Genomic DNA, 22,930 nt, shown 5'->3' with positions numbered 1-22,930 from the left:
TGTTTGTGCGTTCTGTTGCCGATTTCAGGTCCGATCAGGGTCGTGCTCCGTCTTCACCCACATCACCATGAGCGATACATGAAGCGGCGGTGAACAGCGCGTCGGTGGATGAGTTCAGCGCAGTTTCGGTCGAATCCTGCACCACGCCGATGATGAATCCGACCGCCACCACCTGCATGGCCAGATCATTGGAGATGCCAAACAGGCTGCACGCCAGCGGAATCAGCAACAGCGAACCGCCCGCCACGCCGGATGCACCGCAGGCGCAGATGGCCGCGAGCAGGCTGAGCAGGATGGCAGTGGGTATATCGACGACGATACCCAGCGTATGGACGGCCGCCAGGGTCAGCACCGTGATAGTGATCGCCGCCCCGCCCATGTTGATGGTCGCACCCAGTGGGATCGACACCGAATAGGTGTCCTTGTGTAGCCCGAGACGCTCGCAAAGCTGCATGTTGACCGGGATATTCGCTGCCGAACTGCGTGTGAAGAATGCGGTGATCCCGCTTTCACGCAGGCAGGTCAACACAAGCGGATACGGGTTCTTGCGAATCTGCCAGAACACGATCAGCGGATTCACGACGAATGCCATGAACAGCATGCTGCCGACCAGCACCAACAGCAGTTGCAAGTAGCCGGCCAGTGTCGTGAAGCCGGACTCAGCGAGCGTCCCGGCGACCAGGCCGAAAATGCCCAGCGGTGCGAAGCGAATTACAACCTTGACGATCAGCGTCACCCCTTCCGATATATCAGCAATCAGATCGCGCGTGCTTTCGCGGGCGTGGCGAAACGCGACACCTAGACCGATGGCCCACGCCAGGATGCCGATGAAGTTGCCTTCGATAAGCGCGTGCACCGGATTGTCCACCACGTTGAATAATAGGGTTTGCAGAACGGCGCCGACCCCGGACGGTGGCGCGACGTCGTTGGCCTGACTGATCAATGTGAGGCTGGTGGGAAACAGCGTACTGGCGATAACCGCTACCACGGAGGCGCTCAAGGTTCCCAGCGCATAGAGCACCAGGATCGGCCGGATGTGCGTTGGCTGTCCGCGTTTATGGTTGGCCAGAGACGCGGTTACCAGCACGAAGACCAGAACTGGTGCAACGGCCTTCAAACCCGACACGAACAGATCTCCTAGCAGGCTGACCGAGTTCGCGGTTTGTGGAGACAGCCATGCCAGCAGGCAACCGGCGACCAGCCCGACAACGATCTGCGTCACCAGACTGACACGGTTATAGGCTCTAAAAAGGCGACTTGAGAGGTTGAGCATTGGTAGTCTCGGCGTAAGAGGCTGGACCGGGCGCAACGCCTTGACGCTGATGAGCGCTACGGCGATGGCCGATTAAAAACGCCGGATAGTACGCATATCAGTCCCCAATGCCCAGCACCGAGGCAAACGGAACGCTGCCGCAATGGCGCTAACAGCGCCATACAGCTCGCCCCGAACAACGGGGCGCGCTGTTGGTTCACCGTCAGATACGGAAGCGCGCCACCAGCTCGTTCAGGCTGACAGCCAGCCGCGCCAGTTCCTGGCTCGCGACGCTGGTCTGATTGGCACCCGCCGAGGACTGCAACGACAGGTCTCGAATGTTGATCAGGTTACGGTCGACTTCACGAGCCACTTGAGCCTGTTCCTCCGAAGCGCTGGCGATAACCAGGTTGCGCTCGCTGATCTGACTGATCGCTCGTGCGATGTCATCAAGCGCTTCACCGGCAGTACGCGCGACACCCAGCGTGCTACGTGCCCGCTCGTTGCTGGCTTGCATGGCTTGTACCGCTTTATCGGTGCCCTGGTGAACGTCCCCGATCATCTGCTCGATCTCCTGAGTAGATTGCTGGGTGCGGTGCGCCAGCGCCCTCACCTCATCGGCTACCACCGCAAAACCGCGGCCAGCCTCGCCAGCACGAGCCGCCTCGATGGCAGCGTTGAGCGCCAGCAGATTGGTCTGCTCGGCAATCGAGCGAATCACATCCAGAACCTTACTGATGTCCCGTACCTGACCGGCCAGTTGCTCGACCTGATTAGCGGTAGTGGTGACATCCTCTGCCAGCAGATCTATCGACTCGACGGTTCTGATCACCTGCTGGCGACCATGTTGCGCCGTCGTGTCCGACTCACGTGAAGCCTCGGAAGTCGCCACCGCATTGCGGGCTACCTCGTCCACAGCCGCCGTCATTTCATTCACCGCCGTGGCGGCCTGCTCGATCTCATGGTTCTGTTGATGCAGTCCGCGAGTCGAATCCTCGGTAACGATGTTGAGCTCTTCAGCCGCCGAAGCCAGCTGATTGGACGAATCGGCAATGCCCTGGATGGTATTGCGCAGATTTGTCTGCATGGCCTTCAGCGCAACCAGCAAGCGCGCCGGCTCGTCGTTGCCTTCTATGGCAAAGTCCCGAGTGAGATCACCAGCAGCCACCGCCTCGGCCACTTCGACCGCCTGATTCAAAGGCCGAACGATGCTCTTGGTGAACAGAACAGCCAGCGCCACAGTCACAAGCGCCGCCATGATGATGGTGATAATCACCCAGCTGAACGCCGTTTCGTACGCCGTCAGCGCGCGGCCCGCGGCAAGACCCGCTTCGTCGGCATTGATGCGCTGCAGATCGGCCAACGCTTTGGTCATTGCATCAGCATGCTCGCTGATGCTGCCGTTCATGACATCCAGTGCTTGCTCCCGCGCACCCCGGATGGCGAACTCGACCACCTTGCTCTGCTCAACCATGTACTGAGCCTGAGCGGTTCTAAAGCGTTCATATGCCGCCTTTTCATCTGCTGTCGTCAGCATCCGTTCGTATTCGGCTTTCATCGAACCGACGTCATCGGTCAGCTTGGTAAGCATCTGACTGGTCGAGGTACGTGCTTGGTCGGTGTTCAACATGATCAAGCGCATCGTCAGCGCACGCGTACGTTGCATGCCGGCGTTCAGGTCCCCCAGGCTGACGAGGCTCGGCAGCCAATTCTCGTCAACTTCACGGGATTGCTTGCGCATCTCGGCCATCTGGTTCACAGCGAACAAGCCCAGGGCCAGAACCATGAGACCAATCAAGCCGAAGCCAACTGCAGAGCGGCTCGAAATATTCAAACGTCGGATCGACATAGGACCTTGTACTCCAAGAGATGTGCTGCACTCATCGCAGCAGTAACAGCCCTGATATCGGAGTCGGAACCAATAGCTTGAACAATTGACGTCAAAAAACAGCGCTACACGGCGGAGTTTCGACGAATGGCAAAATACCTAGCAGATAGCCACTAATGCCCGCTGATTTCTGCGCGCTCAGCTATTTCTGATGCGATTTGCGAGGCAAGACAGCCAAAAAGTTTTCGCGTGCGACCTGATGAGCAACAGGCTCAGGCAAGGCATCAAGGAACGGATCGAACGCATGGATGTTTTCGGCCAAGCCATCGAACCGTCCAACCACGTCAGTACCGATCATGAAGCGCGTGGGATGGCGCTCGATCAGTGCCAACCAATCCTTGTCCGGCACGCCAGCCTCGTCCATGAGATAGGGCCTGAGCATCGTCCAGGACAGATCGATGTATAGATTGGGATAATCATCTAGCAGACGGCTGACCGTCGGAAGCAAGAACTCGAGCTTTTCCTGATGTCGGTGCAGCTCCATGCTGGTGCCGGCATGTGCCCAGATGAAGCGGGTATGAGGGTGATTGCGCAGTGGCTCTTCCAGCTCTGCCAAATAGAGAGGATTGCGCTCGCGCTTGGAGGTGATGTTGGAATGCAGCATCACCGGTAGATCGAACTCGGCTGCCAGGTGATAAACCCGGGTCAGCGCCTCGTTGTTGGCGCGAGGCGTATCGCCTTCGGTCAAGGCGGTCACGTCGTCGTGACGAGTGAATACCTCTCCCAGCCCCTGCCAGAGACCCGGATCAAGATCGAGCATTCGCCGGATGTGCGCATCGGCATTCTTGTCGTTGGGATTGAAGCCAGACAGGAACGGATGGAATCGGCGACGTTGCTCTTCGTTCAGCTCCTTCAATGCCGCAGCAACCACCACATCGGTTGCGCTGTACCAATAAACCGGCGCGTCGTCACCGGCATAGTAGCGAGGTCGCTTGGGCTCGTTCTCATGCCATTTCTTGGCAACCGGAATACCGCTGATCATTACATGATCGATATCACCGGCGTCCATGGCCTTGAGCAAGTTGGCCATGCCATCGCTTTCTTGAAAGAAATCAACGAAATGCAGATGCGCATCGCTGTAGTGATAGTCGCGCGCATACGCCGGTGCACTTGAAGCAACCAGGCACAACGCGACAAAACAGTTTCGTAAGGTGAACAACCAATGACCTCCTGACAGCCAAGCGGATAGACCGCCCCGCCGCATGGCGGTTCAGTAGTCGCTGTCGTTTCGCCTGTGTATTGGTGACTGAACCTGTTTTGCCAATCGCCTCTTGCCAGTCGTATCGAGAGCGTATCGGCGCTACCGGCTGGCCCAAACTCACGGTGAGAACGTCGGGCTAAACGCAAAAGGGCCCGTCATTGACGGGCCCTTTTGCGAGCGGCTGCAAGTTACGCAGAAAGCTCAACAAGCAGTTTGTTCAGACGCTGTACGTAGGCAGCTGGATCTTTGAGGCTATCGCCAGCGGCCAGCGCAGCCTGATCGAAGAGAATGTGCGACAGGTCGGTGAAGCGGTCCTCATCCGGCTCAGCGTCCAGCTTCTCGATCAGTGGGTGTTGCGGGTTGATCTCGAAGATCGGTTTGGACTCAGGCACCTTCTGCCCGCTCGCCTCGAGAATCTGGCGCATCTGCAAGCCCAAGTCCTGTTCACCGATAGCGAGGATCGCCGGTGAGTCGGTCAGCCGGTGCGATACCCGCACCTCGGCCACGACGTCGCCGAGCGAGGTCTTGAGACGCTCGACCAAGCCTTCCTTGGTCTTGGCGATTTCCTCCTGGGCCTTTTTGTCCTCTTCGGTGTCCAGCTTGCCGAGATCCAGATCCCCACGTGCGACATCCACGAACTGTTTGCCGTCGAACTCGGTGAGATAGCTCATCAACCATTCGTCGATGCGATCGGTCAGCAGCAGCACCTCGATACCCTTCTTACGGAAGACTTCCAGGTGCGGACTGTTCTTGACCTGAGCATAGGATTCGCCCGTGAGGTAGTAGATCTTGTCCTGACCTTCCTTGACACGTCCGAGGTAGTCGACCAGCGATACGCTCTGCTCGCCCGAGGCGTCATGGGTGGAGGCGAAGCGCAGGAGACCGGCGATTTTGTCCTTGTTGGCGAAATCTTCTGCCGGGCCTTCCTTGAGCACCTGGCCGAACTGCTTCCAGAAGTTTTTGTAGTCCTCAGGCTTGTCTTTGGCCAACTTGTCCAGCATGTCCAGAACACGTTTGGTAAGAGCCGACTTCATCGAGTCGATGATCGGGTCTTTCTGCAGGATCTCGCGCGAAACGTTCAACGACAGATCATTTGAGTCGATCACGCCCTTGATGAAGCGCAGATACAGCGGCAGGAATTCGTCCGCCTGATCCATGATGAAAACGCGCTGCACGTAAAGTTTGAGGCCCTTGGGTGCTTCGCGCTGGTACAGATCGAACGGCGCGCGGCCTGGTACATAGAGCAATGAGGTGTATTCGAGCTTGCCCTCGACCTTGTTGTGGCTCCAGGCCAGCGGATTCTCGAAATCATGGCCGACGTGCTTGTAGAACTCCTGATACTCCTCGTCCTTGATCTCGGTACGAGGACGCGTCCAGAGCGCGCTGGCGCGGTTGACGGTCTCCCATTCAGGCTCCGCCGGCTTGTCTTTCTCTTCGCCATGAAACTCTTTTGGCAGCTCGATCGGCAGGGCGATATGGTCGGAGTACTTCTTGATGATGTTGCGCAGACGCCAGCCATCGGCAAATTCTTCTTCGCCCGACTTCAAGTGCAGCACGATGCGGGTGCCGCGCTCCGGTTTGTCGATAGTGGCGACTTCGAACTCACCCTCGCCTTTAGACGCCCAGTACACGCCCTCAGCGGCAGGCGTGCCCGCGCGACGGCTGAATACCTCGACCTGGTCGGCGACGATGAATGCGGAATAGAACCCCACACCGAATTGACCGATCAGGTGCGAGTCTTTTTTCTGGTCACCCGTGAGGTGCTTCATGAACTCGGCGGTACCGGATTTGGCAATAGTACCGAGGTGGGTGATGACATCCTCACGGTTCATGCCGATGCCGTTATCGTCGAGGGTGACGGTCTTGGCGTCCTTGTCGAAGCTGACACGGATCTTCAGCTCGGCACCGCCCTCGAGCAGTTCGGGCTTCGCCAATGCCTCGAAGCGTAGTTTGTCAGCCGCATCCGAGGCGTTGGAAATCAATTCACGAAGAAAGATTTCCTTGTTCGAGTACAAGGAATGGATCATCAGATGAAGCAGTTGCTTCACCTCGGTCTGGAAGCCCAGGGTTTCTTTGTTTTGAGTCTCCACACTCATCGTCTTGCAAACTCCACATCGTCAATGGCACGGACCGCGACTGCGGTGATGTCAAGCAGATGGGGGCTTGATGCAGGAATTCAAGTGCGCCGGCTTACCAGCACTGCACTCCGTCGAGCCGGCCGTTCGAGCTGCTCGACGCTATGGTTCGAGCAGCTCGAGCAAAACGATATCGCTCGGGGCGAGATTGTAAGTGGCCTCTCCCGGCCCCTTGAGCATGCGCCGGATGGCCACGTTACCGTCACGATCAATGCCGACGAAACGCCCTTCCGCCACCCCGCCACGCTCCGTATGCGCCCGCACCAGCAAATGTTCATAGCGCGCCGGATTGCGCAGCAACAGCGCCAGGGAAAACCGCTGTCGACGATCGACACGAGGTGATGGCGCACTGTCTGGGAGAGATTCCGGCTGGACGGCGATTACCTTGGCTGGCGTTTCGATCGCCTCAGGCAAAGGTGGGTAGCTGTCGTCGTCTACCGCCCAGCCTTGGTCGCCCTTGTGAACATCCATCTCGAATTGGCCTGGCGTACCCTTTACCTTCGCCTGCACCCTGAGTTTCATGGCAAAAGCGGGAAAATTCACCGGAGCCAGCGATTCGATGGTTACCGCTCGCGTCTCGAAGCGTCGCTGCAAATGGTCCCTGGCCAGATGAATGAGCGTATCCGCCGAGTCGTGCGTCAGATCTACTTGACCTGAGCGATAACGTAAGTCGTCGGTGAATAGCTCGACATGGCCGCTGAGGCTGGTGTGGTAGTGCGCTGGCAGGACCAGATGAAAGTCGCCAGCCAACTTGTTCGGCGGAACCGGTTGCAGATCCAGATGCAGGGTATAGCCGCTACTGACTCTGCGTGCTTCGGGCAGTTCCTGCTCGGGGCGCATCCAGTTGATTTCCACCTCCGGTACCGGGCTGACATCCTGGGGCAGCACGTCGACCCGTAATGCACCGGGAGGGGTCGTGCCGAGGCGAATGCGGACTTCTTGCCTGGCGAACAGATCGTCCCCTTCACGTAGTGTCAACACGCCATTCATGAAACTGCCGACCCGTGGGCTGAATGGGCGTCCATCGAGCTCCCCCCGTAGCCCTATAGCCAGATGGCGGCTCTGCATCTGCTCGTCCGGCTCGAGCCACTGCAAGCTGGCGATCGCCGCCAGCCGCTCCGGCTGTTGGCTGGCAAGCATCGTGAATCCGACAATCAAAGGGATGAACCCCAACCCTGACAAGCCAATGGCCTTTCGGGCGACACTCCAGTGTCGAACGACGAAGAGCAAGGTAACGGGAGGAAGCAGGCTTCCGACGCCCCACAACAAGCCCTTACTGAAAGCCAGAACGATCAACCAGACGAGGCCCGCCCCTATCAGCAGCAGCCCGCCCAGTATCAGCAACGCATCCATTCAACACCCTTGAAGCAACTACATTGAGGAGTGGTAGCCGCCGGACGATCAGGGCTCGTTGACTTTGAAGTGGCAACGGGCAGTGGCGATGGGCTCGGCCTGATTCGTTTGCCAGGCCGTAACCGCGACGTTTGCTACACGGCGCCCCTGGCGCCAGACCTGGCAGGCGGCAAAGGTGTCACGATAGTGACCCGCCCGAAGATAATCTATCGAGAAGTCGATGATTTTGGGCAAATGTGGCGCGCCCATGAACATCAATAAATGGAGCATCGCCGCGTGCTCCATGAAGCCGGCGATCACCCCACCGTGGATCGCAGGCAGCGTGGGATTACCGATGTTGTCCTGGTTCTTGGGCAGCCGGAACACCATCTCGTCACCGAGCCGTAAACACTCGATGCCGATCAGCCTGGCATACGGCACCATCTGCAGGAGCGCATCGTAGTTGTTGCTGGTATGGGCCTCGCGAACCAGCGCATCAAGGTCCAGACTGCTCATCGACGCACCTGCGATGCTGATACCAGCGTGCTTTTGCCCATGCGCATGAAAGTGCCCACTACATGCGCGATCGGTTCGTTGATATCACGCTGATACGCCACGCCACGGGTGAAAATCACTGTCGGCGTGACGCGGTAGCATTCAGCAAAACCAAACACGTCATGATTCGGCTCCGCCGGGTGCATGTAATCGATACGCAGATCCAGCGTCGGGCAGATCTCCATTTCGGGCAAGGCGCAGGCCGTCGAGATACCGCAGGTCGTGTCCATGAGTGTGGTGATTGCACCACCATGAACGAGCCCGCTTTCGGGATTGCTGACGATCTTCTCGCTATAGGGGAGGCGCAGTGTGAGCCCCTTGGCATCGGCGTGCTCGACGCTCATGCCGAGGACCTGACAATGACGTAACAAGGAAAGGAAGCGCTGGGTGCGCTCCAGTATCTGACTATCGCTCATGCGAATTCTCGAATGTGAAACAAGCCGAGCACATTAACCTGCTCGCGGACGCGGCCCTATTCCTTGGGAGTTTCGATAGGCAAGGTTGGCGTAAACACCATCACTTCGAGTACGTCGGAATGAAATTCGCGGCGATATAAAATGACCACCACGCCCGCCGTCACGCCCATGAAGAACCAGGGGTGAATAAACCAGGCCAGTGTAGCCATGCCGAAATAGTAAGCACGCAGCCCGAAGTTGAATTGGTTCGCGGCCATCGAGACCACCCGTGCAGCGCGCTCGGCGAATGACTTCCGCTCCAGGTCGCTGACGTTGCGCTCACCTGCCATAGGTGCAGAGGCGACCAGCACCGCAGCAAAATTGTATTGCCGCATGCACCAGCTGAAGGTGAAGAACGCGTAAACGAATACCACGGCCAGGGCGAGCAGTTTGATCTCTGAAAGGCCTCGACTCACGGGCTGCGCGAATGGCAAATCGGCGAGCAGCGAGACCGCTCGCTCAGAGGCGCCCAGCGCCGTAAGAATGCCAGCCAGGATAATCAAGGTGCTGGAAGCGAAAAAGCCGGCATTGCGCTCTAGATTGCCGATTACGTTGGCGTCAGCGATCCGGTTGTCACGCAACAGCATGCGCCGCATCCAGTCTTGCCGGTACAGATGCAGTACGCTGGCCAGGCAAGCAGTGTCCCTGGCGCGCCAACTGGCGTACCGGGTATACCCAACCCAACACAGGACAAACCAGACGACAGCTATCAGGTGCGGTAGAAGATGATTCGGAATCGACATAACGGTCCCCTGAAAACTCGCATCTGATTATAGCGGGTCAACGCTGAGCTTAGTCCTTCGAACGGCTCGCAGCTTTCGACGCGCTCGATTCATTACGAGCTCGAGCGGGGCCGAGCAACCGGTCGATGATCACTGCAATGACCAGAGTGACCAGTACCGGCACTAACCAGCCCATGCTTTGGGCAGCCAGCGGCAAGGTCGTGAAGAGCCCCGGTACCCAATCCGTAAAACCCGCAGCCAAGAGACCATCCGCTACGCCAAATACAAGCGTCACAGCCATCACCGGAACGAACACTCGACTTGGCGAGACCCAGCAGCGATCGAGCAGACTCAGTGCAACCAACATGATCGCCAGCGGATATAACCCGACCAGCACCGGCACCGAAACACCGATCAATTGGGTAAGCCCTTGATTCGCTACCATCAGGCTGAACAAGGTGAACACGATCACCACCGCGCGGTAGCTGACCGGCAGAAGGCCACTGAAGAACTCGCCACAGGCCGCAGTCAGCCCGACCGCAGTGGTCAGACAGGCCAGCGCTATCACCACCGCCAGCAACAGACTGCCGGTAGTACCGAACGTATGCTGTACGTAAGTCGTCAAAATCTGCACACCGTTCTGAGCATCGCCGGCGATCCCCTGGCTGGTAGCCCCGAGATAGAACAGCGCCAGATAGACGAGCGAAAGCCCAATGGCCGCAATGCTCCCGGCAATCATCGAATAACGCGTTACCAGTGCCGGCTCCGACACCCCACGATCACGAATGGCGGTGGCAATGACAATACCGAACACCAAAGCACCCAGCGTATCCATCGTCAGATAGCCTTCGAGAAACCCTTTGAGCAAAGGGCCGTTGCGGTAGCTTTCGGCGGTTGCACCAATCCCCCCAGCGGGCGCAAAAAGCGCTGCCCCGCCTAGCACCAACAAGGCCGCGAGAAGCACCGGTGTGATGAATTTGCCCACCCGGTCGACCAATTGACCAGGATTTAGCACGAGAAACAGCGTCGCAGCAAAGAACGCCGCTGTGTAAGCAAGCAGTGGAATGGCCGAGTTTCCCGTGAAGGGTGCCACGCCCATTTCGAACGAGACCACCGCAGTGCGCGGTGTCGCAAATAGCGGCCCGATGGCAAGATAAACCGCCATGGCCAGTAGCGTTCCAGCACCTCGGCCGAGGGGCGCGGTTAACCTGTCCATCCCGCCACCCACGCGGGCCAGCGCCACCACCGTGAGCAGCGGCAACCCAACGCCGGTCATCAGAAAGCCTGCCGCCGCGGGCCAGATTGCTTGCCCCGCGGCAAGCCCGGCGCTGGGTGGAAAAATAATATTGCCCGCACCCAGAAATAGCGCGAACGTCATGAATCCGAGAGCCAGCAGATCCAAGCCTTTCAAACGAGTCATCGGTTAGTCACCACTGCAGGAGGGTCTGGTACGGCGAACGCACCGGGTGTGTTTCCCCGAAGTCGGACACTATCCATGTCGAGCCGCCCGAGAAAAAAAGCACGCACCTTACTGGAATTCCTCGCTCAGAGCGAGGAGCCAGGCCGTTCTGGCATGATGGCGTTAGGGCTCATCTTGTAGACGCCACATTGACGAGTGCCAGACGAGCTGCCCTCGCCAGAAACAAAAATGCCAGTCAGGCAGGCTGACTGGCATCTGGTGTCGCAGGTCAAAGATCAGCCCTGCTTGACTTCCCACCCGGTCAGCTCCGCAAGCGCCTTGCCGATATCGGCAAGCGAGCGCACGGTCTTCACACCGGCATCCTGCAGCGCGGCGAACTTCTCGTCTGCGGTGCCCTTACCACCGGAGATGATCGCACCGGCATGGCCCATGCGCTTGCCAGCAGGCGCGGTCACACCGGCGATGTAGGAAACCACCGGCTTGGTCACGTTGGCCTTGATGTAAGCCGCGGCCTCTTCTTCGGCAGAGCCACCGATCTCACCGATCATCACGATCGCTTCGGTCTGCGGGTCTTCCTGGAACAGCTTGAGGATGTCGATGAAGGTCGAACCGGGGATCGGGTCGCCGCCGATACCGACGCAGGTGGACTGACCGAAGCCGGCGTCAGTGGTCTGCTTGACCGCTTCATAAGTCAGCGTACCGGAACGCGATACGATACCGACCTTGCCTGGCAAGTGAATGTGGCCAGGCTGGATACCGATCTTGCATTCGCCGGGTGTGATCACGCCCGGGCAGTTCGGCCCGATCAGACGCACACCCAGCTCGTCGCACTTGATCTTCACTTCAAGCATGTCGAGGGTCGGAATACCCTCGGTGATGCAAACGATCAGTTTGATGCCACCGAACGCGGCTTCAAGGATCGAATCCTTGCAGAACGGCGCAGGGACGTAGATGACCGATGCATCAGCGCCGGTCGCTTCTACGGCTTCCTTGACGGTGTTGAACACCGGCAGGCCGAGGTGCATGGTGCCGCCCTTGCCCGGCGTCACGCCGCCAACCATCTTGGTGCCGTACTCGATCGCCTGTTCGGAGTGGAAGGTACCCTGCGAGCCGGTAAAGCCCTGGCAGATGACCTTGGTGTCTTTATTGATCAGGACGCTCATTACTTGCCCTCCGCGGCTTTGACGACTTGAATGGCCGCATCGGTCAGGCTGGTCGCACCGATGATGTTCAGACCACTTTCACTCAGCTTCTTGGCGCCGAGTTCGGCATTGTTGCCTTCCAGGCGAACCACGACCGGGACCTTCACGCCGACTTCCTTGACCGCACCGATGATGCCTTCGGCAATCATGTCGCAACGCACGATGCCACCGAAGATGTTGACCAGAACGGCAGCAACGTTTTCATCGGAAAGGATGATTTTGAAGGCTTCGGTCACACGCTCCTCGGTCGCACCACCGCCGACGTCGAGGAAGTTGGCGGGTTTGCCGCCATGCAGGTTGACGATGTCCATGGTACCCATGGCCAGGCCGGCACCATTGACCATGCAGCCGATGTTGCCATCGAGCGCCACGTAGTTCAGTTCCCACTTGGCTGCGTGCGCTTCGCGCGGGTCGTCCTGAGAAGGATCCTGCATGCCGCGCAGCTTGGGCTGACGATAGATAGCGTTGCTGTCGATGTTCAGCTTGGCATCCAGGCAGTGCAGATTGCCGTCTTTCTTGATCACCAGCGGATTGACTTCGAGCAGTGCCAGGTCGTAATCGACGAAAAGCTTGCCCAAGTTCACGAAGATATGGGTGAACTGCTTAACCTGGTCGCCTTTCAGGCCCAATTTGAACGCCAGCTCACGGCCCTGGAATGGCTGAGCGCCAACCAGCGGATCGATCGTGGCCTTGAGAATTTTTTCAGGTGTGTCGTGAGCGACCTTTTCAATGTCCACGCCACCTTCGGTGGACGCCATGAACACGACTCGGCGGGTGGCGCGATCGACTACGGCGCCCAAATAGAGCTCCTTGTCGATGTCTGTGCAAGCTTCGACCAGAATCTTGCTGACCGGCTGGCCGTTGGCGTCGGTCTGGTAAGTCACCAAGCGCTTGTCCAGCCATTGCTCGGCGAATGCACGTGCTTCGTCCTTGCTACGAACCAGTTTGACACCACCTGCTTTACCGCGACCGCCAGCATGCACCTGAGCTTTGACCACCCATTCGGTGCCACCAATGTGGTCGCAAGCCTCAGCCGCTTCCTTGGGGCTATCGACCGCATAGCCTTTGGAAACCGGCAATCCGTATTCGGCAAACAGTTGCTTACCTTGATATTCGTGAAGATTCATCTTAGCTACCGTTCGGTTTGATGTGCATCAGACGTTGCATGTATGCCGCGTCGCCTCAAGTCGCTGAAAACTATCGCAAAACACCTTTCAGAGACCTGTCATACCTTGCGTTGAAGGTATCGACGGCTCGCGAGGGCCCCAGTTGAACCGACGCGAACCGTCTTCTACCGCAGCGCTATCAGCGCTTCTTGCGGTTGGCAATGTGAATGGCGTGGCCATTCACTGCCAGTGCTGCTTCATGCAGCGCTTCGGACATGGTCGGATGCGAGAAGACCATCATGCCGAGGTCTTCGGCACTGGTACCGAACTCCATGCCAATTGCGCCCTGCTGAACCAGTTCAGCTGCAGCCGGCCCCATCACATGAACGCCCAACACTCGGTCGGTCTTGGCATCGGCGATCACCTTGACCAGCCCGGCGGTGTCGTTGGCAGCCATAGCGCGGCCGCTAGCGGCAAACGGGAAAGTACCGACGTTGATTTCAACGCCCTCGCCTTTCAGCGCCTGCTCGGTCTTGCCAACCCATGCGATTTCCGGATGGGTATAGATGACCGACGGAACCAGGTCGTAGTTCATTTGCGATTTGTGGCCAGCGATGCGCTCAGCCACCATCACGCCCTCTTCCGAGGCCTTGTGGGCGAGCATGGCACCCCGTACCACGTCACCGATGGCGTAAACACCTGGGACGCTGGTAGCACAATAGTCGTCGACGAAGATGAAGCCACGCTCGTCCATGTCGACGCCGGCGTCGGCCGCCAACAGGTCGGTGGTCACCGGACGACGGCCAACCGCCACGATCAGCTTGTCGAAGGTTTGCTGCTGCTCGCCTTCGGCGTTGGTGAAGTTGACGGTGACCTGGTCGCCCTTGACTTCGGAACCGGTCACGCGCGCGCCCAGCAGGATCTTCAGACCCTGCTTGCTGAGCACCTTGAACGCCTCCTTGGAGATCTGCTCGTCAGCGGCCGGCAGGAACTTGTCCATCGCTTCCAGCACAGTGACTTCGGCGCCCAGGCGCGCCCATACCGAACCCAGCTCCAGACCAATCACACCAGCGCCGATCACACCGAGCTTGGCCGGGACGCTCTGGAAATCCAGCGCACCGGTGGAGTCGACGATGATCTTCTGGTCGACCGGCGCAGGCGGAATATCCACCGGTTTGGAGCCTGACGCGAGAATCACGTTTTCGGCGCCCAGCACCTGAGTGTTACCGTCGAGGCCGGTGACTTCGACTTGCTTGCCGCTGAGCAGCTTGCCGTGACCTTCGAAAACGGTCACACCGTTAGCCTTCATCAGGCCTGCAACGCCGCCAGTGAGGTTTTTGACGATCTGGTCCTTGCGAGCAACCATCGTCGGAACGTCCATGGCCACTTCGCCGGTGCTGATGCCATGCACCTTGAAGCTCTCGTGCGCCTCGTGAAACTTGTAGGAGCTGTCCAGCAGCGCCTTGGACGGAATGCAACCGACGTTCAGGCAAGTGCCGCCAAGCGCGGTCTTGCCTTCCTTGCCCTGGTACTTCTCGATGCACGCGGTCTTCAAACCCAATTGGGCTGCGCGAATGGCTGCTACATAACCGCCGGGGCCGGCACCGATGACGACGACGTCGAATTTCTGGCTCATTGCAAATCCTCTTGAGTACGTGCAGCAAAAGTCAAAGGCCGCAATCAACAAGCCCGGCTTACGCCTAGCCTGTCGGCTGCAGCCCGTGACGCTTGTTAGATATCCAGCAGCAGACGGGCAGGATCTTCCAGCAGGTTCTTGATGGTCACGAGGAAGCTGACCGCCTCCTTGCCATCGATCAGACGGTGATCATAGGACAGCGCCAGATACATCATCGGCCGGATGACAACCTGACCGTTGACGGCCATCGGACGTTGCAAAATGTTGTGCATGCCGAGGATGGCAGCTTGCGGCGGGTTGACGATCGGGGTCGACATCATCGAGCCGAAGGTACCGCCATTGGTGATGGTGAAGGTGCCGCCAGTCATTTCCTCGATCGACAGTTTGCCGTCACGAGCCTTCTTGCCGAAGGTAGCGATGCCGCTTTCGACTTCGGCCAGACTCATCAGCTCGGCATTGCGCAGGACCGGTACGACCAGACCACGGTCGCTGGACACGGCAACGCCGATATCTTGGTAACCGTGATAGACGATATCGGTGCCGTCGATCGAGGCATTGACTGCCGGGAAGCGCTTCAGCGCTTCGACAGATGCCTTGACGAAGAAGGACATGAAGCCCAGGCGCACACCATTGTGGGTCTTTTCGAACAGGTCCTTGTACTTCGAGCGCAGGGCCATGACTTCGGTCATGTCGACTTCGTTGAAAGTGGTCAGCATCGCCATGTTCGACTGTGCTTCGACCAGACGTTCAGCGACCTTGGCGCGCAGACGGGTCATCGGCACGCGCTTCTCGGTACGATCGCCGGCAGCAGCAACAGGCGCAGCAGCGGCGCTGGCAGCAGGCTTGGCGGCGGCCGGAGCGGATTTCTTGGCCTCGATGGCGGCGACCAGATCTTCCTTGGTGACGCGGCCGTCCTTACCGGTGCCCTTGACGCTGTTGGGGTCGATACCGTTCTCTTCGGCGAGCTTGCGCGCCGCCGGAGCGAGAATGGCATCTTCACCGCCGGCAGCAGGTGCCGGCGCAGCAGCAGCGGGCGCAGCAGCTTCTGCCGGGGCCGCGGCAGGCGCGGAAGCACTGGCAGCACCACCGGCTTCCAACTTGCCGAGCAGCTCGCCACTGAGCACGGTGTCGCCTTCATTCTTGACGATTTCGGTCAGCACGCCGTCCGCTTCGGCCAATACTTCCATCACGACCTTATCGGTCTCGATGTCGACGATCAGCTCGTCGCGCTTGACCGCGTCGCCCGGCTGCTTGTGCCAGGTGGCAACGGTGCCGTCAGCAACCGATTCCGGAAATTGGGGGGCTTTGATCTCGATAGCCATTAGCTGGGTCCTATTTGATTCGATTTCTACATCGAGGCCGCGCGATCGCGGCCTCTTGCAAGAATGATTTAAACGGTGAACGCGTCCTGCAGCAGTTTCTCCTGCTGCTCGGCGTGCATGGAGGCATAGCCGACCGCAGGCGCAGCAGAGGCTTCACGACCTGCGTACTGCAGGAACAACTCCCTCTTGTGCGCGACGGCAACACGACGCATATGGTGCTGACTGCAATACCAAGCGCCTTGGTTCATCGGCTCTTCCTGACACCAAACGATGCTCTTGAGGTTCTGATACGGCGCGAGCACCTCGGCCAGATCATCTTCCGGGAACGGGTAGAGCTGTTCTAGGCGGATGATCGCGATATCTTCCCGGCCTTCGTTGCGGCGCTTATCCAGCAGATCGTAATAGACCTTGCCGCTGCACATGATCAGGCGTTCGACCTTGCTCGGCTCGATCTGATCGATTTCCGGAATCACGGTCAGGAACGAGCCCTGAGTCAGCTCTTCCAGCGTCGAGGTCGCTAGCTTGTGACGCAGCAATGACTTCGGAGTCAGGGCCACCAGCGGCTTGCGCAGCGGGCGGATCGCCTGACGACGCAGCATATGGTAGACCTGCGCCGGCGTGGTCGGCACGCACACCTGGATATTGTGCTCGGCGCACAACTGCAGATAGCGCTCCAGGCGGGCGGATGAATGCTCCGGTCCCTGCCCTTCATAGCCGTGCGGCAGCAGCATGGTCAGACCACAAAGACGGCCCCACTTATGCTCGCCACTGGTGATGAACTGGTCGATGACGACCTGCGCCCCATTGGCGAAGTCACCGAACTGGGCTTCCCAGACCACCAGCGCGTTGGGCATGGTGGTCGCATAACCGTATTCGAATGCCAGCACGGCTTCTTCCGAGAGGAAGGAGTCGTATAGATCGAACCGTGGCTGCCCTTCGTACAGATGCTGCAACGGAATGTAGGTGCTACCGTCTTTCTGGTTGTGCAGCGCGGCATGGCGGTGCGAAAAGGTTCCGCGACCGACGTCCTGACCACTGATACGCACCGGGTGGCCTTCGAACAACAGCGTCGCGTAAGCCAGCGTCTCGGCATAGCCCCAGTTGATGGCCAACGCACCGGCACCCATCCTCTGACGATCTTCAAGAATCTTCGAAACCTGACGCTGAACCACGAAACCTTCCGGAATGGCCAGCATCTTGTTGGACAGTTCCTGCAAGGCTTTCAGATCGAAGCGCGTATCGTGACGAGCGGTCCAGGTGTGTCCCAGATACGGGCGCCAATCGACAAACAGCTCCTTGTTGGGCTCTTTGACCAAGCTCTTAACCACATGCAGGCCGTTGTCCAGCGCAGTACGATACTCGTCGACCTTCTCCTGAACCTGCGCTTCTTCCAGCACTTTCGACTGGGTCAGCGAGTCGGCATACAGCTCACGAGTGGTGCGCTGCTTGGCGATCTTTTGATACATAAGCGGCTGAGTACCACTCGGCTCATCGGCCTCGTTGTGGCCGCGGCGACGGTAGCAGATCAGATCGATGACGATGTCGCGCTTGAACTGCATGCGGTAGTCGACCGCCAGCTGCGTGACGAACAGCACCGCCTCGGGATCGTCTGCGTTAACGTGGAAGATCGGTGCCTGGATCATCTTCGCAACGTCGGTCGCGTACTCGGTGGAGCGCGCATCTTCCTGCTTGTTTGTCGTGAAGCCGACCTGGTTGTTGATCACGATCCGGATAGTGCCGCCAGTCCGATAGGCTCGGGTCTGGGACATCTGAAAGGTTTCCATGACCACGCCCTGACCCGCGACGGCGGCGTCGCCGTGGATGGTTACCGGAAGCACTTTGTCACCGGCCGAATCGGAACGACGGTCCTGACGCGCGCGAACGGAGCCCTCGACCACTGGCGAAACGATTTCCAGATGGGACGGGTTGAATGCCATCGCCAGATGTATTTCACCACCGGGGGTCATGACGTTCGAGGAGAAGCCCTGATGATATTTGACGTCGCCGGAGCTAAGCCCTTCTACCTTCTTGCCTTCGAACTCGTCGAAAAGGTCGCGCGGGTTCTTGCCGAACGTGTTCACCAGGACATTGAGGCGACCGCGGTGGGCCATGCCGATCACGATTTCTTTCGTGCCGTACGAGCCGGACCGTTGGATGATCTCATCCAACAGGGGAATCAGACTCTCACCCCCCTCCAGACCGAAGCGCTTGGTACCCGGATACTTGGTGCCCAGATATTTCTCGAGACCCTCGGCAGCGGTCAGACGCTCGAGCAGATGACTCTTGATTTCCGGTGAGAATGTCGGCCGACCACGGACGCTTTCCAGGCGCTGGATGAACCAGTTGCGCTGATCCGAATCGACGATATGGGTGAATTCTGCGCCAATGGTGCGGCAATAAGTCTCTTGCAGCGCCTGGTGAATTTCACGCAAGGTAGCCTGATCTTTGCCCATGGCAAGATCACCGGTACGGAAAACCGTATCCAGGTCTGCATCGGTCAAGCCATAGTTGTTAATGGCCAGATCAGCCGGAACCGGGCGCTGCTGCAAGCCCAGCGGATCGAGCTGAGCAGCCTGGTGGCCACGCATCCGGTACGCTTGGATCAGACGCAGGACTTCAACCTGCTTCTTCTCATGCTCGCTACTGACGCTACCCGCAGAAACCGGCTGGGCGCGGCGCTGGTTCTTGGCCAGCAGGACGAAGTGATCGCGGATTGTCGAATGCGAAACATCGGCTGCAGCGCCGCCATTGACAGGCAGCTTCTGGAAGTAGGTGCGCCACTCTTCGGGCACAGCGTTGGGATCGTGCAGGTAGAGCTCATAAAGCTCTTCCACATAGGCAGCGTTACCACCGGATAGGTGGGCACTGTCCCACATGCGCTGCATTACGCTTTCTTGCATGTCTGGTCACCTTCGATAAGGAGACACCACCAGCGTGGAGACCGCAGCATGACTTCCCAAGTTCTGAAGCAGCGACCCGGGTAAAGCCACTACGGACCGCGCAGATAGTTTCCGAGAACCACCCCGGATGCTCCTGCTGGTCATCAAATTTTCAGAGCGAAACCCCGGCCTTGTAAGCTGGGATTCCTACTAAGACTACGGCGCCGAGTTCAAACTCTGGCGCCGTAGGTGTCGCGGTGAAGCATTAAGAGCCTGTAACTACGGATAACCACAGGCGCCTAGAGCACATCAGGTTGCGCTCTGCAGCAGCATGTTGCGCACATGACCAATCGCTTTGGTTGGGTTCAACCCTTTCGGGCAGACACTCACGCAGTTCATGATGCCGCGGCAGCGGAACACGCTGAACGGATCGTCCAATGCAGAAAGCCGGCTCTCGGTCTCTGTGTCGCGACTATCGGCCAGAAAGCGGTAGGCCTGAAGCAACGCAGCGGGGCCAAGGAACTTGTCCGGATTCCACCAGAAGGACGGGCAGCTGGTCGAACAGCAAGCACACAGAATGCACTCGTACAGACCGTCAAGCTTCTCCCGATCTTCCGGGCTCTGCAGACGTTCGATAGCCGGAGCCGGCGTATCGTTCATCAGATAAGGACGAACCTTCTCGTACTGCTTATAGAAGATGCCCATATCAACCGCCAAGTCACGAATAACGGGCAAACCAGGCAACGGACGAACCACAAGCTTGTTGCCTTTGACGACGGACGACAATGGCGTGATGCAGGCCAGACCGTTCTTGCCGTTCAGGTTCATACCGTCGGAGCCGCAAACCCCTTCACGGCAGGAGCGACGATAGGAGAAGCCTTCGTCCTGCTCTTTGATGAGGGCAAGCACGTCCAGCACCATCAGGTCCTTACCATCGGTATTGACCTGGAAGTCCTGCATGTACGGCTTTTCATCTTTATCCGGGTTGTAGCGATAAACGCTCACTTGCAACATATCGGCGACCTCAGTAAGTCCGGACCTTGGGTTCGAAAGTCGGAACTGTCTTCGGAGAGAAGTTCACGGCCCGCTTGGCTACACGCTTTTCACCTGGGAAGTACAGGGTGTGGCACAGCCAGTTCTCGTCATCACGCTCTTCGAAATCCTCACGGGCATGCGCGCCGCGGGACTCTTTGCGATTTTCTGCTGCGATAGCAGTCGCTTCAGCGACCTCAAGCAAGTTCTGTAGCTCCAGTGCTTCAATACGTGCGGTATTGAAGGCCTGGCTCTTGTCAGAAATCTTGACGGTAGCGATGCGCTGACGCAGATCGGCAAGCTGAGCGATACCCTTCTGCATGTATTCGCCAGTACGGAACACACCGAAGTAGTTCTGCATGCAGTTCTGCAGTTCTTTGCGCAACGAAGCGACATCTTCGCCAGTAGTCCGCTCGTTCAGACTGGACAGGCGGTTCAGGGCAACGTCCAGATCGGTGTCGGTAGCACCGCGAAGCTCGATACCTTCCTTCAGCGCTTTCTCCAGATGCAGACCGGCCGCACGACCGAACACGACCAGATCCAGCAGCGAGTTGCCGCCGAGACGGTTGGCGCCATGCACGGATACGCAAGCCACTTCGCCTACCGCAAACAGGCCGTCGATGATTTTGTCGTTGCCGTTGGCATCCTGGGTGATCGCCTGGCCATGAATGTTGGTGGCGACACCACCCATCATGTAGTGACAGGTCGGAACCACAGGCACCGGAGCAGTGACCGGATCGACGTGCGCGAAGGTCTTCGACAGTTCGCAGATGCCTGGCAGACGGCTGTGCAGCACTTCCTCGCCCAGGTGATCAAGCTTCAGCATCACGTGGTCGCCATCCGGACCACAGCCATTGCCAGCCAGGATCTCCTTGACCATGGAACGCGCGACCACGTCACGACCCGCCAGGTCTTTCGCGTTCGGCGCGTAACGCTCCATGAAGCGCTCGCCATGCTTGTTGATCAGGTAGCCACCCTCGCCGCGGCAACCTTCGGTCACCAGTACGCCAGCGCCGGCGATACCGGTCGGGTGGAACTGCCACATCTCGATGTCCTGAACCGGCACGCCCGCACGCAGCGCCATGCCGACACCGTCACCGGTATTGATCAGGGCGTTGGTGGTCGACGCATAGATGCGGCCCGCACCACCGGTAGCCAGAACCACAGCCTTGGAGCGGATATAGACCGTTTCGCCGTTTTCGATGCAGATAGCGATGATGCCAACGATGGCCCCATCCTGGTTCTTCACCAGATCCACGCCATACCATTCGTTGAGGAAGGACGTGCCCGCCTTCAGGTTGGCCTGGTAAAGGGTATGCAGCAGCGCATGGCCGGTACGGTCAGCAGCCGCACAGGTACGAGCGGCCTGCCCGCCCTTGCCATAGTCCTTGGACTGACCACCGAACGGACGCTGATAGATGCGGCCTTGCTCGGTACGGGAAAACGGCAGGCCCATGTGCTCGAGCTCAAACACGGCCTCCGGACCGACGGAACACATGTATTCGATAGCGTCCTGGTCACCGATGTAATCGGAGCCTTTGACGGTATCGTACATGTGCCAGCGCCAATCGTCGTTTGGGTCAGCCGAAGCGATGGCACAGGTGATGCCGCCCTGGGCGGATACGGTGTGCGAGCGAGTCGGGAAAACCTTGGTCACCACCGCAGTTTTATGGCCACCCTGGGCCAACTGCAGCGCAGCGCGCATACCCGCGCCGCCGCCACCAATAATGATGGCGTCATAAGAAAGAGTACGAATGCTAGCCATGGATCAGATACCCCAAAGAATCTGCACACCCCAGACGAAGAACGTGAACATGGCGATGCCACACACGGCCTGGAAGAGGAAACGCACACCGGTAGCCCACTTACCGATTGCCATGTTGGTCAGGTAGTCAGTGGAGATAGTCCACATACCAACCCATGCATGCACACTCAGGGCGACCAGCGCCAGGAGACTGAAGATGCGCATCCAACTGGCCGAGAAGAGCCCCTGCCACTGGGAATATTCCAGCCCCGGATTCGCGATCAGATACCCGATCAGGAACAGAAAATAAGCCGCGAGAACAACTGCAGAAACACGCTGAGCCATCCAGTCATACAGACCCGAACGCGAAAAGTTCGTGACGTTGGTTACCATATCCACACTCCCGCCAGCACGATCAGCACCGCCGAAACGGCCAGAACGATTTTCGAGCCCAGCTTGCCGCCTTCCAGCGTCTCACCATGCCCGGTATCCATGACCAGATGACGTACACCGGCCACCAGGTGATACAGCAATGCAGATAGCAGCACCCAAATCACCAACTTGGCCAATGGGCTACCGAGATACGCCTTCACCTCTTCGAAGCCTTCGGCAGAAGAAAGCGAGGTATCCAGCGCAAGCAGCAGAATGGCCACACCCACAAAAAGAATCACACCAGAGATGCGGTGAAGGATTGAGGTGTAAGCAGTGATCGGGAGTTTTATTGTCCTAAGATCTAGGTTTACAGGTCGTTGGCTTTTCACGGCTTTTTTCACACTTGAGAGCCCCTAACACGCAGGGCAAAGTTGTTGGGAAGAGTACGCAGCGGTACCCGCCACCCACGAGTGACAACCCACAGGAAACTGCCTGTTAGGCCCCTGCCGGTCGGTCGCCGAGTATAAACAGTTAGGTCGCTAATGACAATGTGGTGAAGTGCCACTAAAGGCGGATGGCGCGTCGAATTATAAATGCCGTAAATAGGCTCTTCTGTGTTGCGAATTCACCCGTAAAACCCCTCTGCCGCAGGCGGCCCGCGCAAATTGACTTTGAGA

General features: G+C 58.5%; 18 protein-coding genes. All 18 read right to left on the bottom strand.

The annotated features are described in order from the left end of the window. Positions 1-34: 34 nt before the first annotated feature. Positions 35-1,273 carry a serine/threonine transporter SstT gene (gene sstT, locus UF78_RS07840; RefSeq protein ID WP_045161536.1) on the bottom strand — a complete coding sequence of 413 codons (1,239 nt, stop codon included), beginning with the start codon at positions 1,271-1,273 and terminating at the stop codon, positions 35-37. A gap of 202 nt (positions 1,274-1,475) precedes the next feature. Further along, the gene (locus UF78_RS07835; RefSeq protein ID WP_045161534.1) at positions 1,476-3,101 is read right to left on the bottom strand and encodes a methyl-accepting chemotaxis protein; all 1,626 of its coding nucleotides are present in this window, start codon (positions 3,099-3,101) and stop codon (positions 1,476-1,478) included. Positions 3,102-3,282: 181 nt separating this feature from the next. Further along, on the bottom strand, positions 3,283-4,299 hold the full coding sequence (locus UF78_RS07830; RefSeq protein ID WP_230623583.1) for an amidohydrolase family protein: 1,017 nt from the start codon (positions 4,297-4,299) through the stop codon (positions 3,283-3,285). A 230-nt stretch (positions 4,300-4,529) separates the two neighbouring features. After that, a complete protein-coding gene (gene htpG, locus UF78_RS07825) occupies positions 4,530-6,437 on the bottom strand; it encodes a molecular chaperone HtpG (protein WP_045161532.1) in 1,908 nt (635 codons plus the stop codon). 141 nt (positions 6,438-6,578) lie between these two features. Next, positions 6,579-7,829 (bottom strand): hypothetical protein, encoded by a 1,251-nt coding sequence (locus UF78_RS07820; protein ID WP_045161531.1) that lies wholly within the window; start codon positions 7,827-7,829, stop codon positions 6,579-6,581. A gap of 48 nt (positions 7,830-7,877) precedes the next feature. Beyond that, on the bottom strand, positions 7,878-8,324 hold the full coding sequence (locus tag UF78_RS07815) for a PaaI family thioesterase (RefSeq protein WP_045161530.1): 447 nt from the start codon (positions 8,322-8,324) through the stop codon (positions 7,878-7,880). Further along, positions 8,321-8,779 carry a PaaI family thioesterase gene (locus tag UF78_RS07810; RefSeq protein WP_045161529.1) on the bottom strand — a complete coding sequence of 153 codons (459 nt, stop codon included), beginning with the start codon at positions 8,777-8,779 and terminating at the stop codon, positions 8,321-8,323. The genes UF78_RS07815 and UF78_RS07810 overlap by 4 nt, the downstream gene beginning before the upstream one ends. A gap of 56 nt (positions 8,780-8,835) precedes the next feature. Continuing rightward, positions 8,836-9,561: a DUF599 domain-containing protein gene (locus UF78_RS07805; protein WP_045161528.1), complete on the bottom strand. Its 726-nt coding sequence runs from the start codon at positions 9,559-9,561 to the stop codon at positions 8,836-8,838. Between the two features lie 49 nt (positions 9,562-9,610). Beyond that, positions 9,611-10,960 carry a branched-chain amino acid transport system II carrier protein gene (brnQ, locus tag UF78_RS07800; protein WP_045161527.1) on the bottom strand — a complete coding sequence of 450 codons (1,350 nt, stop codon included), beginning with the start codon at positions 10,958-10,960 and terminating at the stop codon, positions 9,611-9,613. A 275-nt stretch (positions 10,961-11,235) separates the two neighbouring features. Then, complete coding sequence (sucD, locus tag UF78_RS07795; RefSeq protein ID WP_045161526.1) at positions 11,236-12,123, bottom strand: succinate--CoA ligase subunit alpha; 888 nt, start codon at positions 12,121-12,123, stop codon at positions 11,236-11,238. Continuing rightward, positions 12,123-13,289, bottom strand: a complete 1,167-nt coding sequence (gene sucC, locus UF78_RS07790) for an ADP-forming succinate--CoA ligase subunit beta (RefSeq protein ID WP_045161524.1) — start codon at positions 13,287-13,289, stop codon at positions 12,123-12,125. The genes sucD and sucC overlap by 1 nt, the downstream gene beginning before the upstream one ends. A 178-nt stretch (positions 13,290-13,467) precedes the next feature. Further along, on the bottom strand, positions 13,468-14,904 hold the full coding sequence (lpdA, locus tag UF78_RS07785) for a dihydrolipoyl dehydrogenase (protein ID WP_045161523.1): 1,437 nt from the start codon (positions 14,902-14,904) through the stop codon (positions 13,468-13,470). Positions 14,905-14,999: 95 nt separating this feature from the next. Then, positions 15,000-16,226 carry a 2-oxoglutarate dehydrogenase complex dihydrolipoyllysine-residue succinyltransferase gene (gene odhB / locus UF78_RS07780; RefSeq protein ID WP_045161521.1) on the bottom strand — a complete coding sequence of 409 codons (1,227 nt, stop codon included), beginning with the start codon at positions 16,224-16,226 and terminating at the stop codon, positions 15,000-15,002. Positions 16,227-16,294: 68 nt separating this feature from the next. Further along, positions 16,295-19,126 carry a 2-oxoglutarate dehydrogenase E1 component gene (locus UF78_RS07775; protein WP_045161520.1) on the bottom strand — a complete coding sequence of 944 codons (2,832 nt, stop codon included), beginning with the start codon at positions 19,124-19,126 and terminating at the stop codon, positions 16,295-16,297. Between the two features lie 288 nt (positions 19,127-19,414). Beyond that, positions 19,415-20,119, bottom strand: a complete 705-nt coding sequence (locus tag UF78_RS07770) for a succinate dehydrogenase iron-sulfur subunit (RefSeq protein ID WP_045161518.1) — start codon at positions 20,117-20,119, stop codon at positions 19,415-19,417. A gap of 10 nt (positions 20,120-20,129) precedes the next feature. Beyond that, positions 20,130-21,902 (bottom strand): succinate dehydrogenase flavoprotein subunit, encoded by a 1,773-nt coding sequence (gene sdhA / locus UF78_RS07765; protein ID WP_045161517.1) that lies wholly within the window; start codon positions 21,900-21,902, stop codon positions 20,130-20,132. Between the two features lie 3 nt (positions 21,903-21,905). Beyond that, positions 21,906-22,274: a succinate dehydrogenase, hydrophobic membrane anchor protein gene (gene sdhD, locus UF78_RS07760; protein WP_045161516.1), complete on the bottom strand. Its 369-nt coding sequence runs from the start codon at positions 22,272-22,274 to the stop codon at positions 21,906-21,908. Next, a complete protein-coding gene (gene sdhC, locus UF78_RS07755) occupies positions 22,268-22,654 on the bottom strand; it encodes a succinate dehydrogenase, cytochrome b556 subunit (RefSeq protein WP_196298642.1) in 387 nt (128 codons plus the stop codon). The genes sdhD and sdhC overlap by 7 nt, the downstream gene beginning before the upstream one ends. Positions 22,655-22,930: the final 276 nt, after the last annotated feature.

It is taken from the genome of Stutzerimonas stutzeri, from assembly GCF_000952685.1.
GTDB lineage: Bacteria > Pseudomonadota > Gammaproteobacteria > Pseudomonadales > Pseudomonadaceae > Stutzerimonas > Stutzerimonas stutzeri_E.
Note: the sequence above shows the minus strand (reverse complement) of the source record. Positions and strands in the feature narration are given on the sequence as shown.